General features: G+C 64.3%; 11 protein-coding genes. 5 read left to right on the top strand and 6 right to left on the bottom strand.

Annotated elements, in window-relative coordinates; translation table 11 throughout:
• Positions 1 to 293 precede the first annotated feature (293 nt).
• From ACZ4EF_RS00575 to ACZ4EF_RS00565, 3 genes are read left to right on the top strand one after another with little or no spacing between them, the layout of a single operon-like run.
• Positions 294 to 1,652: a hypothetical protein gene (locus ACZ4EF_RS00575; protein ID WP_467501994.1), complete on the top strand. Its 1,359-nt coding sequence runs from the start codon at positions 294 to 296 to the stop codon at positions 1,650 to 1,652.
• A gap of 43 nt (positions 1,653 to 1,695) precedes the next feature.
• A complete protein-coding gene (locus ACZ4EF_RS00570) occupies positions 1,696 to 2,370 on the top strand; it encodes a class I SAM-dependent methyltransferase (RefSeq protein WP_467501992.1) in 675 nt (224 codons plus the stop codon).
• Positions 2,371 to 2,389: 19 nt separating this feature from the next.
• Positions 2,390 to 3,313: a glycosyltransferase family 2 protein gene (locus ACZ4EF_RS00565; RefSeq protein ID WP_467501990.1), complete on the top strand. Its 924-nt coding sequence runs from the start codon at positions 2,390 to 2,392 to the stop codon at positions 3,311 to 3,313.
• Between the two features lie 69 nt (positions 3,314 to 3,382).
• Here the strand turns inward: ACZ4EF_RS00565 and ACZ4EF_RS00560 are convergent, their stop codons facing one another.
• The 4 genes from ACZ4EF_RS00560 to ACZ4EF_RS00545 all read right to left on the bottom strand — a co-directional run bounded on the left by ACZ4EF_RS00560 (position 3,383) and on the right by ACZ4EF_RS00545 (position 11,195).
• Positions 3,383 to 6,022: a valine--tRNA ligase gene (locus ACZ4EF_RS00560; protein WP_467501988.1), complete on the bottom strand. Its 2,640-nt coding sequence runs from the start codon at positions 6,020 to 6,022 to the stop codon at positions 3,383 to 3,385.
• Between the two features lie 529 nt (positions 6,023 to 6,551).
• A complete protein-coding gene (locus tag ACZ4EF_RS00555) occupies positions 6,552 to 8,780 on the bottom strand; it encodes an ATP-binding protein (RefSeq protein ID WP_467501986.1) in 2,229 nt (742 codons plus the stop codon).
• A gap of 45 nt (positions 8,781 to 8,825) precedes the next feature.
• Positions 8,826 to 9,950 carry a hypothetical protein gene (locus ACZ4EF_RS00550; protein ID WP_467501984.1) on the bottom strand — a complete coding sequence of 375 codons (1,125 nt, stop codon included), beginning with the start codon at positions 9,948 to 9,950 and terminating at the stop codon, positions 8,826 to 8,828.
• Positions 9,951 to 10,064: 114 nt separating this feature from the next.
• On the bottom strand, positions 10,065 to 11,195 hold the full coding sequence (locus tag ACZ4EF_RS00545; protein ID WP_467501982.1) for a site-specific DNA-methyltransferase: 1,131 nt from the start codon (positions 11,193 to 11,195) through the stop codon (positions 10,065 to 10,067).
• A 75-nt stretch (positions 11,196 to 11,270) separates the two neighbouring features.
• On the opposite strand from ACZ4EF_RS00545, the gene ACZ4EF_RS00540 reads away from it, so the two are divergent.
• Positions 11,271 to 11,528, top strand: coding sequence for a helix-turn-helix domain-containing protein (locus ACZ4EF_RS00540; RefSeq protein WP_467501980.1), 258 nt, complete (start codon positions 11,271 to 11,273; stop codon positions 11,526 to 11,528).
• Positions 11,529 to 11,988: 460 nt separating this feature from the next.
• Entirely contained in the window at positions 11,989 to 13,647 is a 1,659-nt protein-coding gene (locus tag ACZ4EF_RS00535) for an N-6 DNA methylase (protein ID WP_467501978.1), read from the top strand.
• Positions 13,648 to 13,663: 16 nt separating this feature from the next.
• On the opposite strand, the gene ACZ4EF_RS00530 is transcribed toward ACZ4EF_RS00535, so the two are convergent.
• Positions 13,664 to 14,875: an McrC family protein gene (locus ACZ4EF_RS00530; protein ID WP_467501976.1), complete on the bottom strand. Its 1,212-nt coding sequence runs from the start codon at positions 14,873 to 14,875 to the stop codon at positions 13,664 to 13,666.
• A complete protein-coding gene (locus ACZ4EF_RS00525; protein WP_467501975.1) occupies positions 14,872 to 16,740 on the bottom strand; it encodes a DUF4357 domain-containing protein in 1,869 nt (622 codons plus the stop codon). The genes ACZ4EF_RS00530 and ACZ4EF_RS00525 overlap by 4 nt, the downstream gene beginning before the upstream one ends.
• Between the last annotated feature and the right edge of the window lie 144 nt (positions 16,741 to 16,884).

Raw genomic sequence — 16,884 nt, 5'->3', positions numbered from 1 at the left:
GGAATAGTCAACTTACGCCCAGTAGTGAGCGACGCTCTCCGATTCTTGCAGCGTACGACCCAGTGGACTTGCGAACGATTTGCCTACTCAATCGGTCCGACGTTGCCTTCGTAACCCCAGGTCTTCTGCCGAAGTGCTTTTAGCACGGTCGGCGCTTCCGAACCCATTCCCAACGACCAAAGGCTGGATAGAACACTCAGCATGCCTCATTGCCACCACGGGTATTTGGCGGCATGCGCCCAAAGCCAGCCCACCAACTGTGCCCTTTGGGCTTCCGGAAAGGTGGTCCCGTGATGTCAGCTCACCACCTCATCGTGATCGGTTTCGATGAGATCGTCGCCAACAAGTACCTTCCGTGTGTTCGTGATGCAATCAGGTCCGGCCACATCACTTCGTACTCGATCATCGATCTGGCGTCGCAGAGGACGGAGATCGACCGGCGTATCAACACGGCTTCCGTGAAACCGCGAGACGTCGTCTACCTGCCAGATTCCGGTGACCGCCTTCAGGAGACGCCGCAGGCGCTCATCGCCACTGCCATTCAACACCTGCGCTTACATGGCGTGCCGTCGAAGGTATACATAGCCACGGAAGTGCGGGCGCATGAGGCGTACCTGCGCTTCTGCGTGGAGAACCAGATCGACTCGCTGGTCGAGAAGCCCGTACTGGCCCCTGTCATCGACGGCCGGTTCAAGCCGTCGTCCATCACGAAGACCATGGACAAACTCATCGGCGTCGCAGCCGACTCCGCGGCGGAGCACTCCGTCATGACGCTGAGTCGATACCACCAGATCTACAACCAGAAGGTCATCGGTTCGCTGAGGAAGCGGATGGAGCGGTGGGAAGCACCCCTGACGTCTTTCCACCTCAGGGCCGCTGGCGGGGTGTGGAATCTCCAGCGCGAGTTCGAGAGCCGCGACGATCACCCGTACAAGTACGGCTACGGGATGATGATGCACGGCGCCTACCACTACGTGGATCTCGCGACCCAGATCCTGGCGCTCAACGCAGACATCTTCCCTGACCTTCAACTCCGGCTGGAGGTCAGCGCCTTTGGCGCCTTTCCCGCCGATCAGCATCAGCGCGTCTCGCAGCCGATCGCCCGGCGCTTCGCAGATGACGGCTCCGGATGGCCAGCGGACTCGGATGCGAGCTTTCGCTTCGGCGAGACCGACGTGACCTCCACCTTCAGGCTCGTGAATGACGCGACGGGAAGGACTATCTCGCTCGGGACGCTGTCCTTCGAGCAGACCACCCCATCAATACGTGACTGGGCCGAGCTGCCGGATGGCGTGTACAACGTCAACGGCCGCACTTCCAGCGTCGACCTGGAGGCTCAGTTGTCGACGCTGTTTTCTACGCACGTTCACTGCTACGACATCCCGCGTGGTGTCAGCGCTGACGGAATCGACGCGTTCGCCCGTATCACTACGCGCGCCAACGCCGCGCTCCTGCCTGACGAGCAGTACGTGGCTGAGGAGACCTTCGGCGGACTGTTCCACAGCGACAGCAATCGCCAGCTCATGCGGCACTGGCTGCGTGGCACCGAACACCGCAGTTCCCTTGCGAGTCATCTGCGCCCTATGCAGGTCACCGAGGCACTTGCCTCCTCGGTGCTTACTCCCGGACACCTGGTCACGGTGCCGTTCTAGGCCCTGTGCGTCCTGGACCTATCAGGCCGAAGAGGAGCCACCCATGCCGCAGTCCATCTCAATGGCATCCGTACGCGCCTTCTACGCGGATACCATCCCGCACAACCGGAACACCGCCGAGAACCTTCAGGCAGCGACCTCGGAGCGGTTCAACGCCCTCCTGGAGTCGATCGACGGCCAGACTCCGCGTATCGCACTGGATCTGGGATATGGATTCGGGAATTACGCGTTCGCTCTGGCGCGTGCGGGCTTCCGTGTGGTCGCCGTCGACCAGATCCCTCGCGCCGCGTTACTTCGCCGCATAGGCACCGCAGGCGACTGGGCCCACCAGATCGAAACCCGGCGGTGCCTCGTCGAAGACTTCACCGTCAAGGAAAATTTCGGAGTCGTCGTCGCCAAGGACGTCCTGCACTACCTCGCCCGGCACGACGTCGAGTCCCTCCTCACGCGGGCGGTGAGCCAGGCACGTGGGGCGAACCACCACTACCTCGAAGTCTTCACGGGCATCACCCGCAGATCGCCGAGCGACCAGTTGCTGCGCATCGAAGGTGAAGCCGACTACTCACCAGCCGCTTTCCAGCAGGTAGTTGAGAAGATCTACGCCGACTGGGACCTGAGCATCCAGTGGTCCGACCACTCCGAGCAGGACAGCAGGACCGGACGCACTTGCTTCGAAGCGACCCGAGCCACCGTTGTCGCGACCAATTCGGCTGCCTGATCCCCGAGAAGGAGATGCCATGAAGTCGAGTACGCCCGAAGGGATCAGCTTTGTCATCCCGTGCTTCAACTCAGGGGACTACCTGCTGGAAGCTGTGGATTCCTTAATTCAGCAGCCTCATACATTCCCGTACGAGGTCCTGGTCGTGGACGATGGCTCCGATGACGCGAGCACACTCCGCGCCATCGAACGGTGTGCCGAGCGCGCAGAGGTCCGCGTTATCCGCAAAGTGCACAGTGGGCACCATGCCGCCAGGAACGTCGGCATCAATGCAGCGAGTTTCGCGTACATGATGCAACTCGACGCCGACGACCGGCTCGCCACCGACACCGATCTACTGAAGGCCGGCAGCTACCCGGACCGCGCGGTGAAGTACCTCAAGACGCACCAGCACCTGGCATTCGTTCACACCATGTCGCGGATGATCGGAGACTTCGACGGACTCACTATCTCGTCCTATCCATGCCACGAGGACCTGATCCTGCGCAAGCACCATGTACCCACCTCGATCGTCTACCGCCGCGACGACGCGATCCGCGGTGGTCTCTACGACCCGCGCATACGCAAGTGGGGAGATTGGGCGTTCGCAGTGAACCTCCTCGCCGGGCGGTTCCGCAGCGGGGTCACCAACAACATCGTGTGCATCGCCGGTCCCCTTCACGAGTACCGCGTCCACTCGCGTACCCAACGGGTCTCCGACGCCGAGGTGTCCGAGTACGCCATGACCTTGCTGGTGGTGGAGAAGAACCTCGACTTGTTCCGGGACCGCCTCAACCGCGACGACTCAGCGGAAGAGATCACTCGCGATGTCCTCGCCACCAAGCCGTCCCGGCTCGTCGACCTGGTCCGCATGGCAGAGTACGACCTTGAGCAAGCCCTGGCGGTCGCCCGCCAGCGCGGCTTCTCCCTGGCCAGTCCTTTTGAGGGCTTGGGCATCCCGTAGTGGAAGCCCTCCGAACGAAGTGGGGCCCGGACGCGTCGTCCGGGGCCCAATCCGTTGCCTGCCTGTCAGCTACGCGGGCGGCAGATTGCCGATCTGATTCTGCAGCCGGACGATGTCCGCGTCCGCCCTCGACAGGCGGGTACGGATCTTCTCAACGACGTGGTCCGGAGCCTTCCCCAAGAACGCCTCGTTGCCGAGCTTGCCCTCCGCCTGGGCCTTCTCCTTCTCGGCTGCAGCCAAGTCCTTGGCCAGCCGCTTGCGCTCGGCTGCGATGTCGATGGTGCCGGAAAGGTCGAGCGCGACGGTGGCACCGGCAACGGGGAGTGTCGCGGTGGCATTGAAGCTGTCGCCTTCCGGCTGCAGCCGCAGCAGTTGGCGGGTGGCGGCCTCGTGTGCGGCGAGCGAAGTGTCCGACAGGTCCAGGCGCGCTGGGACCTTCTGACCGGGCTGGAGGCCCTGGTCGGAACGGAAGCGGCGGACCTCGGTGATCACCTGCTGAAGATTCTCGATCTCCTTCTCGGCGGCAGCATCGCGGAACCCGCTGTCATTCGGCCAGTCAGCGATCACTACGGACTCGCGGCCGGTGAGCGTGGTCCACAACGTCTCGGTCACGAAAGGGACGATGGGGTGCAGCAGGCGCAACGTCACGTCTAGGACCTCGCCCAAGACGCGTGCTGAGACCTTGGCCGCGTCGCCGCCAGCCATGAACGTCGTCTTGGAGAGTTCGACGTACCAGTCGAAGACCTCGTCCCACGCGAAGTGGTACAAGGCGTCGGCGAGCTTCGCGAACTGGTAGTCGTCGTAGAGCGCGTCCGCCTCAGCCACGACCGTGTTGAGCCGGGACAGAATCCAGCGATCGGTGGCTGACAACCGCTCGGCCGACGGCAGGTCGCCCTCGATCGTGGCACCGTTCATCATCGCGAACCGCGTCGCGTTCCAGATCTTGTTGGCGAAGTTGCGGGACGCCTGAACCCAGTCCTCGCCGATCGGCACGTCGGTACCGGGGTTGGCGCCGCGCGCGAGCGTGAACCGCAGCGCGTCGGAGCCGTACTTGTCCATCCAGTCCAGTGGATTGACGGTGTTGCCGAAGGACTTCGACATCTTCTTACCGTGCTCGTCACGGACCATGCCGTGGAAGGCGATGGTGCGGAAGGGAACCTCGCCGTCCATCGCGTACAGGCCGAACATCATCATCCGGGCGACCCAGAAGAACATCAGGTCGTAGCCGGTCACCAGGACCGAGTTCGGATAGAACTTGGCAAGGTCCGCGGAGTGCTCCGGCCAGCCCAGCGTGGAGAAGGGCCACAGGCCGGACGAGAACCAGGTGTCGAGAACGTCGGTGTCCTGCTTCCAGCCGTCGCCACTCGGCGGCTGCTCGTCGGGACCGACGCACACCGTCTCGCCGTTCGGGCCGTGCCAGACGGGGATGCGGTGGCCCCACCACAACTGCCTGGAGATGCACCAGTCGTTGAGGTTGTCGACCCAGTCAAAGTAGCGCTGCGACAGGTCGGCGGGGTGGATGTTCACCCGGCCATCGCGGACCGCGTCGCCGGCGGCCTTGGCGAGCGTTTCGACCTTGACCCACCACTGCAGCGACAGCCGCGGCTCCAGCGTTGTCTTGCACCGCGAGCAGTGCCCGACCGAGTGCACGTACGGCCGCTTCTCCGCGACGATCCGGCCCTCGGCCCGCATCGCGGCGACGATCGCGGAACGCGCCTCGAAACGGTCGAGCCCTTCGAACGGGCCGTGCACCGTGATGATGCCGCGCTCGTCCAGGACCTCGATCGACTCCAGGTCGTGGCGCTGTCCGATGGCGAAGTCGTTCGGATCGTGTGCAGGCGTCACCTTGACGGCACCGGTGCCGAACTCCGGATCGACGTGCTCGTCGGCAACGACCGGGATCGAGCGGCCCGTCAGCGGCAGCTTGATCTGCTTGCCGATGAGGTGCGCGTACCGCTCATCGTCCGGGTGAACCGCGACCGCGGTGTCGCCCAGCATCGTCTCGGCGCGGGTGGTCGCGACGACGACGCTGTCCTCACCCTCGCCGTACGTCATGGAGACGAGCTCGCCGTCGTCATCCTGGTAGTCGACCTCAATGTCGGAGATGGCCGTCAGACAGCGCGGGCACCAGTTGATGATCCGCTCGGCGCGGTAGATGAGGCCATCGTCGAACATCTTCTTGAAGACGGTCTGGACGGCGCGGGACAGTCCCTCGTCCATGGTGAAGCGGTCACGGCTCCAGGCGACGCCGTTACCCAGACGCTTCATCTGGCCGGCAATCTGACCGCCGGACTCGGCCTTCCACTGCCAGACCCGCTCGACGAACGCCTCGCGGCCGAGGTCATGACGGGACTTGCCTTCCTTGGCGAGCTCGCGCTCGACGACGTTCTGGGTGGCGATGCCCGCGTGATCCATACCGGGCTGCCACAGCGTCTCGTAGCCCTGCATGCGCTTACGACGGGTGAGGGCGTCGATCAGCGTGTGCTCGAAGGCATGGCCCAGGTGCAGGGACCCGGTGACGTTCGGCGGCGGGATGACAATCGTGTACGGAGGCTTGTCGCTCTTCGCATCGACATCGAAGTAACCGCGCTCTACCCAACGCTCGTACAGCCGGCCCTCTACGTCGGCCGGCGTGTACTGAGTCGGCAGTTCAGGGGCGCCGTTCGGCCCGCTCGCGGGGCGCTGAGTGTTGTCGGTCACGACGGCCATTCTAGGGGCCTGGTGCTTCTCGTTTCGTCTGACGGTGGCAGGCAGCCATCACCGCGACCAAGACAGAAAAGTGGCCGCACGAAGGATTTCAAGTGTGACCGAGAACTCTCCCGTGCGACCGCCCAGATCCTATCCGCCTGCGCCGCGGATCCCGCAACCGCGCAGTTCGCACCGCCGTTGGGAAGTGACGCGGAGCGAATGATCATGACCTGGTGGCCATGCCCTGGTGAGCGCAACGGCTGAAGCCACCTCAGGTGGCACGACGTCGCGTCCTCCACACAACTAGGCGGGAGCAATCAGATGATGGCTACCGCCCTGTCACGTCTCTGGACGTATCTCTCGAACGAAGTAAAATGCCTGAGTCTTCCTCAACCCCGCAGAAAATAGGGGTATCCAAACTTGGCTTCCTGTCGGTGACGGTCTGCGATCCTCTCCCAATCGGCCTGAGGAGAAAAACTCATGACGTCGTGAACGCAAAGGTGTCAGCGAGAGCTCTCGCAGAAGATCAGGGCGCCGAGGGCCACCAAATTTAGAAGGGAGGGTCCTCGCCGACCGGCCCCGTATCAAACGGCACATCGCAATTTTCCTCACTAGCCTTCTGACTCACTTCCGGCGCGGTGTTCGGAGCGTGTTCCTTGAGCATGATGAACTTGGGGAACGTGCCCGGCTTTTTGTCATCTTCTCGGGGTACCGAGACCCACTGATCCGGATACAGCTGGTCAAGTGCCTGCTTGACCAAGGAGTTGCCCCAACTGAAGGCTGATCCGTCGCGTTGCGCGTGCGCGGGAGCTTTCTCGGCCAGCATGTAAGCGACCCGGCCCCACTTGATACCACGAGAGGTGTCGATCATCCTCTGGAACTCGGGTTTGTTGTCCCGCAGGTGGACGATCGCGATGGCACTGTCGTCTACTGCGAGGTATTCCCCATCAGTTTCGCTGGTGCTGCTTTGCGGATGGCTGGCGGCAAGGCTGGCGGAAGCGATTCGTGCTTCGGAACGTCGCTCCTCGACAGTGGTTCGAGCCTGGGAGGCGAAGCTTTCGGGGGCCGGGAGCGAGTAGTCGGGGTCGGCCATCCTGTACGAGTCCTCAAAACTAAGAACGCGCACCGAGACAGGATAGGGGCGCGAATGGCGGTCGGTTCCAGGGGCGCTCGACCAGTAGATACCGTTACCGACGAGCGGCTCGTTGAGCAGGGTGGCCAGCAAGTCTTCGGAGAAGTGGGCGTTAGCCTTCTTCAGGGAGAGCAGGTCGCCCTGCGAGAGCAGGTGGAAGACGAAGAAATTATCGCCCTGACTAAGAAGTTCCTGCGGAAGACTGCCCGGCTGTTGAGTGATAAGCAAGGCACCGAGGTCGTACTTGCGCCCCTCCTTGACCCAGGAGACGAACGGACCGTCTTCGCTCTGGGAGGAGCCGCCGAGAACGGACTGAGCCTCCTCGATGACGGCAATAGTGGGGATGGACTTCGGCTCTGCCTCTGTGAACTGATTCTGATTGTGCTCGAAGATGTCACCTAGGATGACGCCGGCGAGCTGGAGTCCTTGCGAACCGCGCATCTGGGAGATGTCCACGATGCACAGCTTGCCCTGGGACAAGCAGTCCTTCAGCGCGGTGAGTAGTTGGCTGTCAGGGTCATGTAGCGCGTTCACAACGCGCGTCATGTTGCCGATCGCCGCGTTGGTCTCCGCCTCCTGGCCGGGGTCGAGCTGCAGGATCTCCCGGATCTGGTCGCGGTCTGCACCGTACTTCTCGCGGTAGATCAAGTCGACGAGGCGATTCCACCTGGGGCCGTCGAGCGACTTGAGCTTCACGACGTTCTGCTGATCCTGCTTCTCCGGAGGAAGAGCGATACCCAGCACCCGAGACGCCTGCAGTTCCTTGATGTTCATCTTGACACCGTTGATGACGAAGGACTGATAGTACTGGCTGGGGCCCTTGCGGTTGGTGAAGACGACTAGCTTGTCGCGCAGGTGTGGCACGTCGCACAGAGCGGGGCGACCCTTGAAGTCAGGCCAGAAGTACTCGCCGTCCGGATCAAAGATGACCGTACCGACGGGAGCTTCGCCCGAGCGGCGCGGGACGGTTGGCTGGTCTTCGTAAAGGGCTGAGAAGAGTAGCTTGACGAGGTTTGATTTTCCGAATCCAGCGCGGGCGAAAACGAAGCTGCGGCGGGCGACGAGCTTGTCGATCTGGAAAGTCGGCATGATCGCAGGATGCTGCACTTGCATCCAGGAGGTATCGCCCACGCGCTTGTCATTGCCGGCATAGACAAACTCGCCGAAAGCGAGGTAGCCGATGGGAACCGCACCATCGTCGGTGTCATTGCCATTGACGACCTCGGCGAGCAGATCATCACCCAGGAGCGCGACCCGGGCGCCGACATGCGGGAGACGCCGGTGGCTAGGGACAAAGATGTGCTTGTCGCCCTCCATGCGCAGGACACCGAGGATGCGGATATCCACCTTGTACTTCAGGTAACGCTCCCGCAACTCGTCGGGTATTGGCCGCTGGTCGCGCACGGCGCGCGTGGCGTAGTCCTCGCCGATGGGGGACACCAGACGTCCCTGGGAGGAGATAGTCGTGATCCGCCCAAGGATGGCCTCACGCTCATGCTCAAGCTGGACGAGGACGAACTGGCCATGCATGGCCATGGACTGGAAGTCGTCGTGGTGCGGCAGCACGAGGTCGGCGTGGAACTCCATACCACTCTCGGAGAAGCCGCGGAAGGTGCCGACGACTTTGTCGCGCTCGAACAGGCTCATAACGGTTCTTGCTCCACAGGAGGGCAGGAGGGACGGAAGCGTGCGTTACTCGTAGCGGCGGGCGGCCACATCGGAAGCCAGCCGTAGGGCGTCAATGACCGGGGCCTTGTCCTCGCCGACCTGCTCGCGCACGGCGTCGACGAGGTGATCCTCGATGATGTCCATGTCCAGGTCGGCGACACGGGAGAAGCTATCGGCCTGCTGGATGCAGTTCGGATAGAGCGGGATGGGAAATCCAGCCACCGCGTCGGCCTGCAGATAGCCGAAAATTGCCTGGGCCTCCCTGTCCTGGCGGGACATGACATCGACGGTCCAGATAGGATCGCCGGAGTAGGGACCGAAGCGGACGAAGTACATCGATCCGAAGTTGAACTTCGGCTTCTCGCCTTTGGAGTCGTCGTCGATGCCCCGGGTGTACTCGTCCCAGAGGTACACCTCGTCAAGCATCTCCGACGGCACCTTTGCGAAACAGGCGGCGTGGTTGTCGAACACGCCGGACAGTGAGATCGCCAGCCGGTAGTACTCCAGGACTTGGGTCTTCTTGGCCAGGCCAACCAGCCACACTCTGCGCCGGTCCTGACGGTAGATCCGGTCTATGGCCTGGTACATCAGCTCGCCCATCTTTACGAACAGCTCACCTTTGAAGATCTTGGCGCGCAACAGGCCGTCTCGGACGATCAGAGTGTCCACGGCGTAGTCGCGGTGACAGATGAGGTCATAGAGAGTGGCCCACTCACACAAGTCCCTGAAAACTTGGACCCAACTGGGGGAGTTGCCGGACATCATTGGTGACAGGTCCTGCAGTCGTTCGACACCTAGACCGTTCATCATCCTGCCCAGGGCTGTGCTGGGGTTGCCGTCACCGTCGAACTGACGGCGGCTCAGGTCGTCGATGTCGGAGATCGGGGCGACCACCTCCATGCACAGCTCTTTGCCGTTGGAGTCCACGACGCGGACGACCTGCAAGTAGAACGGGTTGAAGGCGACCTTATTGTTGCCGCCATCCGACGCCATCAGGGCGACCGATGTCGCTGCCCGCGGTCTTATCACCCTGACATCTGAGCGGATGGCACGGGCCTGTTCGACAAGCTTTTCCAGCTCCACACGACCGGCTTCAACCTGGGCGCCGATCAGTTGCTTGAGCTGCTTGATCTGTTCCGCGTCGAACATGCCTCTCCCCACACCACGTTCGTGCTGCCACAGGTGAGTGATTCACTCGTCTGGCCTACACAGGATGGCACGAGGCACTGAGAATCCGTCACGCAGTTGTAGGAAGTAACCGCGTCAGCGCGGCAGCCCGGTCAGCTCGGCGATGAGGTCAATCTCGTCGACAGCGGAGCCGGCCTTGCCGAACTGCTCGGCTTGCCGCCTCGGTCCGGTGGGGGTGCCGGCTTGGCGGACCTCCTTGACGACCCACCCGGCCCTCGACTCCCTCACGGAGGCCAGCAGCATCTCCTCAGGATCGGTGCGCGCCGAAGGCAGAGCCCCGAAACGGATCGCAAGCCGGGCACCCTGGCGGCAGCGGCGGCCGACAGCGGCCCAAACCTCGGCTAGAGCATGGATGAATGCTTCTTGATTCGGCTGCCGCGCGATCTGCCCATGCGTGCCGTATGGGACTTCCGGCGGGCCCCCTAGGAACCACGAGCGCAGCCATTGGTCGGCCACATAGGTGCGCATGCCGTAATACGGTGGCGAGGTGACCACCAGGTCGAACTTTTGCCGAAGCCCATCCAGAGTCTCGACGGAATCGCCCAGGTAGACCTTCCCGCCCTGAGTGAGCGGGGTCGCATCCAGCAACCGTTTGGCCCGCCGCCCAATGACCTCCAGCGCTGGGACACGCACCGGCTCCATTTCGCGCTTGGTCCAGAATCTCACCGCGTAGGCGGGCTTGGAAGCGTAGGTCCGTGGCATCTGATTCGACAGGTAGGACGGGAAGGTCTTGTTGCGCGGCCCGTGCAAGATGCCCAACATGACCGCCCGAAGCATGGCCGCCGTCGGCGTGGATATCTCCAGCAGGGCCTCGCGCAAGGTCACCAGCTCGCGCAGCGTCTGCCGCTCGAAGCACCACCGCCAGAAATCACCCTCGGGTAGTCCCCCTCGCACACCACCGTCAAGGATCTGCCGGGCCAGCCGGACCACTGCGCCCGGTGTGACCTGGATGAGCTTGGCCTGAGCGATAGCGGCGGCCACCGGATTGATGTCGATGCCCACCGACGGCAGTCCTGCCAAACGTGCGGCGTACAGCGTGGTACCCCGCCCGCAGAACGGATCCAGCACCCGGGTCGCAGCGGGGTGGGCGGCGAGCTGCTGGAGCGGGAAGTCCAGCGGAAACATCGTGTAGTACGGGCAGACGGCGTTCAGCCGCAACACATCCTCGGGCCAACTAGCAATAGCGGCCGCCGCGGTTACCGTCATGGGGGTAATGATACAGGTATAGTTACACCCATGTCACGAAGGAGGCTAGATCCCGCCGCACACCACCGCGGGCAAATGCTGGCTTCCCAACTGACGAATGCGCGGCGCGCCTCAGGGCGGTCAGCTGAGACCGTCGCCCGCAATGCGGGGATCTCCGTCGAGACCGTGCGCAGCATCGAGAAGGGCCGCACGTCCACGCCGGAGTTCTTTACCGTTGCCGCCCTGGCCACTGAGCTGGGGCTTTCACTCGACGAGCTGTACGCATTCGTTCGCCGACCCTCTCAAAACGATCTTCATTCTTCCGGCTCCCCGAGCGTCAGCACCTCCGACTGAACGTCTCCTCGGCCGCCTCTAGGCGGCTTGCATGGCAAAGCGGACGTGTCGCTTGTCGCAGCGAAAGCGGCAGGCCGAGGAAGTCCGGACACCTCACGGCGCTTGAGTAGATTCGCCGCGTTGGCGTGCGGGCCCAACTGCAGCGTCCAGGCGGTCGAGCGGCCTATGATCCGTTCGATGCCCGCGCTGTTGAGGGCGGGCAGGTACCGGCAACATGCGCATCACGGCCGCTGGCCGTAGCGAGCAGGACGCGGTCGCGCACGGTCCTGTCACTGCAGCGTACCCAGTGCGATGCAGCAGGACAGATGGGCATAAATGGAAGCATGCGGCGAGAAGACCGCGCAGCCCGCAACCCGTGCGCCTGGCCGAACGCCGACCAACCAGGACGCTCGACATGCTCGTTGACGTTGCCAACGCACAACCTATCGGCTTCGCTCGCAACTGCGTGTACGGTGGAGCTATGACGGAATCCACTCCCCCAGCCTCCGAATCGCTGATCACCGGTGCAGAGATCGCCAGGCTGGCGGGGGTGACGCGTGCCGCTGTTTCCAACTGGAGGCGGCGGTACAGCGACTTCCCAGCACCTGCCGACGGTGGAGCGAGCACGCCTCTCTTTTCGCTGACCGAGGTCCGTTCTTGGCTGGCCAAGCAGCAGAAGGGCACCGACCTTTCGGACGACGTCCGCCTGTGGCAAGCACTGCGGGGTGCCTTCGGCGACGACATAGTCGCAGGCATCGCGGGCGTTGCCCGCTTCCTCACACACGACGACGTTTCGAGGTTGGACGACAACCTGGCCGATCTGGCTTCGGGGTTGGCGGCGCAGGAATCAGCAGCCAAAGTCATCGACCAACTGGTCGAACGTCTCTTGGACTCCGCCCGGCGTGCCAGCTTCGACCAGATCACATCGTCGCGGCTCGTCAAGGCCGTGAGCCACTTCGTGGGACCAGTACCCGACGACTCCGTCATCTTCGATCCAGCCTGCGGTATCGGGACCCTCCTTCTCTCCGTCGGACCGGCCGAAGGACCGGTACGCCGGGGCCAGGAGATCGATCCAGCGGCTGGGGAACTAGCCCAGGCCCGAGCCGAGCTCGCCGGATCGCAGGACACCGCCATCGAGACCGGGGATTCCCTCCGCGAGGACCGCTGGCCGGAGCTACGAGCCGACCTCGTCCTGTGTGACCCCCCGACCGCCGGTCCGGACTGGGGCCGGGAGGAACTGCTCCTCGACGCCCGCTGGGAACTGGGCACGCCCTCCAAGGCGGAGGGGGATCTAGCCTGGCTCCAGCACTGCTACGCCCATACTGCTCCGGGCGGTCGGTCGCTGGTAGTCATGCCCGCTTCAGTCGCCTACCGCAAGGCGGGCAGGCGCATCCGGGCCGAGATCGTCCGCCGTGGCCTCCTCAAGGAGATCGTCGCACTGCCGCCCGGCATGGTGCCATCACACGCTCAACCAGTGCACCTGTGGACGCTGCACCGTCCTAGCGGCCCCTCTCCCAGCGCGACTTCGGTGCGGATGGTGGACCTCACCACCAATGCCCCCGACGGCCCCATGGAGCCGACAGCCGAGCAAGTCGTCGACGTACCGCTGATCGATCTTCTGAATGACTCCGTTGACCTCACGCCGAGCGCACACTTGAGCGGTTCCCGACAGGACTTCTCCGCCGAGTACCGCGCCTTGCAACGGGGCATCGAGGAGCGGCTCAACCGGTTGACCGCATTGCTGCCCGCCCTCACAGCCGGCGAAGGGCCGGGGACGCTGGACGGCGCGACGGTCAGTCTTGCCGACCTTTCCCGTGCCGGGCTCGTCGACCTCGCTTCACCTGAACCGACCTCGACTAGCGCGCAGTTGGACACCGAATATCTCAGAGGATTCCTACGCAGCGCTTCCAACAACCGCCGTTCGACGAGCAGCAGCGGTTCCTACCGCCTCGATGTCAAGGGTGCGCGCATCCCGCAGATGGCCGTGGACGAACAACGCCGTTACGGCGCCGCCTTCCGCGCGCTCAAAGAGTTCGAGGGGCACATCGGCGAAGTTACCCGGCTGGCAGAACAGGTCAGCGCTCTTGCCCGTGACGGCCTCACCAACGGGGCACTTCTGCCTCCCGAGGACGATGCCTGACGGATTCCGGGGGAGGTCACGTCGCGACCTCGCCTTCGACCATCAAGCGGGCGATGGACGTGATCGCGGCCAGCAGCTCGTCGGGCGACTGCTCCAGGGCCAAGGCGTGCTGGTGGATGCGGATTTTCGCGTGCCGCACCCGATGGGTCGCGGTCGGCTCGTAGCCCCTCGCATAGACGAGATGACCGTCGCGGAGCCCGAGCGCCGTGCAGTAGGCAAGCATCTGATAAAGGTCGGCGTCCGGAAATCCTTCGGGCTTCTCCGCCTTGTATTTGGCGTCCGCGACAGCTCGTGGGATGCCATGGTCGCCGTACCAGACCAGGTCCGGACGCATCCGAAGAGCCTCGGCCTCATCGAGGTGCACACCCTGCGCCTGAAGTGCGCTGCGCCCCCCGTATTGCGCCAGCGCCTCGCGCAGTGCGGTGCAGACGAAGTCCTCGAAGATCTTATGCGTGTCGAAGAGGTACCCATCGATGGTGATCCGGCCGCTCAAGTGCTCGACGGACAGGCTGCGCAGCACCGTCTCGGCCAGCCGTAGCGCGGGCTGGTAGCGGAGGTTGAGCCGGCTCGCCCTCCACTGCGGCAGATCACGGCTGCCGGGGATCAGCGGCTGTGCGTCCAGCAACCGGCCGCGGTTGTGGCGCAGCCGGCGGCGTACGCTGTCGGGCACTCTGGGCACGGTCAGCAGCCGCTCCGTGGCAGCGCGCAGCAGCCTGTTCTCGGCGATATCGGTCCCGTAGTCGTCGTAGGCGACCTCGACCGGGAACGCCCGCCCATAATGCCGCCGGACCTGATCCGCTTCCCTGATACGTCCTCGGACGACCGGTGCGGCCTCTTCCGTGTGCCGGTATCCCTGGAGCACTCCCTGCCGCAGGGCACGTTCGAGAGATCTCTCGAATCCCAGCGCCAGCGCGGGAAGCACCTCGTCCTGCTCGGCAACGCTCACCTCCCCGTCCCGGTGGATGTGGGGGTTGGACGCGTAGCCGATGAGGAAGAACAGCCGCGCCACCGGCACCTTGGGGGCGATGCGGAGGGTGACGGCGCTGTGCCCCGGTGACCTCAAGGCCACGGCGCCGACCTTGCCGCCGGCGCGCAGTCGCCAAGAGCCCGCCTGGTAGGGATCGGGGGCGGCCTCGATGATCCTGGAGGCAGCGAGCGAGCGCCCGACTTCGTCCGGGAGCGACACGGTGACGGGCGGGCCGTACTCGGTCAACTCGACAGTCGTCACTTCGAGGGCTCGTATGATTCGCCGTCGCCGATGGACCGGGCCAAGGCATCGAGACCGTAGCGCTTTTCGATGTCGAAGGACTCCCCGTAGTGCTGCTCCTCCAGCAGCGGCAGGATCTTGGTCCGCCAGGTACGCTCCAGACCGCCCTGCCGGTGTACCCCCCTCTTCATCAGGTAGGAGGGGCCAATACGGAAGTCCGGTTCTTCGATACGGGAGTTGAGCGCGTCCAGCAGGTCCGCGGCCCGGGTGTCGAGCCCCTCTCGGTCGAGCCAGCGCCGTAGCAGGCCGCTGGTGGGCTCGGTACGGGGTGACAGCTCGACGAAGGCGAAGCGCCTGCGCATCGCCGCATCCACCAGGGCGATCGACCGGTCGGCGGTGTTCATCGTGCCGATGACGAAGAGGTTCGGCGGCAGTGCGAAGTCGTCGCCGGAGTAGGTGAGCTGTACCGACTTGTTGCGGTACTCCAGGAGGAAGTACAACTCTCCGAAGACCTTGGCCAGGTTGGCCCGGTTGATCTCGTCGATGATCAGGAAGTGCGGGATGTGCCGATTGCCCTCGCGGGACGCCAGGTCGGCCAGCTCGCGCAGGGGACCGGCGGTGAGGCGGAAGGCGACTTCCCTTGTATCCGGGTCCTCGCGCGGACGGAACCCCTCGAAGAAGTCCTCGTAAGCGTAAGAGGGGTGGAACTGCACGAGCTTCACCTGCTCGGGCCCGCCGCCGAGGTATTCGGCCAGTTTGAGGGCCGTGTACGTCTTGCCGGTTCCGGGCGGCCCATAGAGGATCAGCTGCCGTTCGTCCCACAGCAGGTCGCGAATGTCCCGCAGCCAGGCCACGTCGTGCACCAGCAGTTCGTCGGCTAGGTGCTGTTCCGGCACGGGGAGTTCCAGCTCACGCCGGGCGGTGAGGGCGGGTGTCGTGCCGCTGGGGTCGTTCTCTATGGCCTCGGCCTCGTCTGCCAGCTCCTCGTCGGAGAGGCCGAGCCCCTCGATGAGCGGCTGGACGGTGGTGAGATCCACGATGTCGTGCTGGATGGACAGCCGCTGCTGGATCTCCTCGGGCAGCACGTCGTACGGGTGGCCGGTGCTCTGCCACTCGACGGGCCGCCGCAGATTGGACCGGCCGTTGTCGGAGGCGGTCTGCTCGGCGGGGCCGGTGATCTCGCCGACGTAGAACCGTCCGCCGGAGAGTGTGCACACGGTGTCGCCGGGCTTCATCCGGGACAGGAACGCGTGGAGTTCCTCGACGAGTTCCAGCTTCTGGTTGTACGTGGCCGTGGTGCCCCAGTCCTCCTCGACAACCGTGCGCAGGCGCTCCTTGCTGGTCCCCTGGCCGATCCCCTGGCGCAGGCGAGGGGCGGCGAGCGAGACTCGCTCCTCGGGAAGCCACAGCTTCTGGACGAGATCGGCTCCGGACACATTGGAGCCCCGGACGAGCCAGGCCCTGGCAGGACCTGACCAGACCCCCTCCATGAAGTCCGCGAGCGGCGCCCCCGCTTCCGTCTTCCAGTCCACCCAGCCGTTGCGCGGTGCCCCGACCAGCACGCCTGCGGCGAAGGACGGGGACCCGCAGTCGACGTCCTGGGCCAGTTCCAACCACCCGGGCCAGCGAGTGGACGCGCGCAGCACACCCGCGTTCTTCATCGTCTCCCGCGCGATGGCCGTGCCGGAGAAGTGCTTGGAGAAGGACGGCATCTCGCGGTCCCGGGCGGGCGAGCCCGCCAGGATGCGGAACTTCCGGCTTCCGTTGGTCCCCACCTCGTCCAGCAGCACCCCACGAGCCCGATCGACCCCGCTCGCCCCCGGCAGTCGCAGTAGGAACTCCGGCGGCTCCCCCGAGCCGGTAGTCCCGTCTTTGGACTCGGTCATGTCTGCTCCCCCGTTCCGGGCGGCACAGGCACTGCCACCTTTCCCAATAACCCTATTTTTCGGCGTAGTTAAGCGCATAATCTCCCGCCAGGGGAGCACGGTATGTGTCACCCACGGGGGGGCACAGTCGCCATGACCATCATG

The sequence above is a fragment of the Streptomyces sp. NPDC025721 genome, from assembly GCF_055558595.1.
This window is presented reverse-complemented; position numbering and strand designations above follow the sequence as displayed.

Excerpts from the sequence above, each read along its gene's own strand:
- ACZ4EF_RS00575 (WP_467501994.1), top strand. The coding sequence starts at position 294 with ATGTCAGCTCACCACCTCATCGTGATCGGTTTCGATGAGATCGTCGCC.
- ACZ4EF_RS00570 (WP_467501992.1), top strand. The coding sequence starts at position 1,696 with ATGCCGCAGTCCATCTCAATGGCATCCGTACGCGCCTTCTACGCGGAT.
- ACZ4EF_RS00565 (WP_467501990.1), top strand. The coding sequence starts at position 2,390 with ATGAAGTCGAGTACGCCCGAAGGGATCAGCTTTGTCATCCCGTGCTTC.
- ACZ4EF_RS00560 (WP_467501988.1), bottom strand. The coding sequence starts at position 6,022 with ATGGCCGTCGTGACCGACAACACTCAGCGCCCCGCGAGCGGGCCGAAC.
- ACZ4EF_RS00555 (WP_467501986.1), bottom strand. The coding sequence starts at position 8,780 with ATGAGCCTGTTCGAGCGCGACAAAGTCGTCGGCACCTTCCGCGGCTTC.
- ACZ4EF_RS00550 (WP_467501984.1), bottom strand. The coding sequence starts at position 9,950 with ATGTTCGACGCGGAACAGATCAAGCAGCTCAAGCAACTGATCGGCGCC.
- ACZ4EF_RS00545 (WP_467501982.1), bottom strand. The coding sequence starts at position 11,195 with ATGACGGTAACCGCGGCGGCCGCTATTGCTAGTTGGCCCGAGGATGTG.
- ACZ4EF_RS00540 (WP_467501980.1), top strand. The coding sequence starts at position 11,271 with ATGCTGGCTTCCCAACTGACGAATGCGCGGCGCGCCTCAGGGCGGTCA.
- ACZ4EF_RS00535 (WP_467501978.1), top strand. The coding sequence starts at position 11,989 with ATGACGGAATCCACTCCCCCAGCCTCCGAATCGCTGATCACCGGTGCA.
- ACZ4EF_RS00525 (WP_467501975.1), bottom strand. The coding sequence starts at position 16,740 with ATGACCGAGTCCAAAGACGGGACTACCGGCTCGGGGGAGCCGCCGGAG.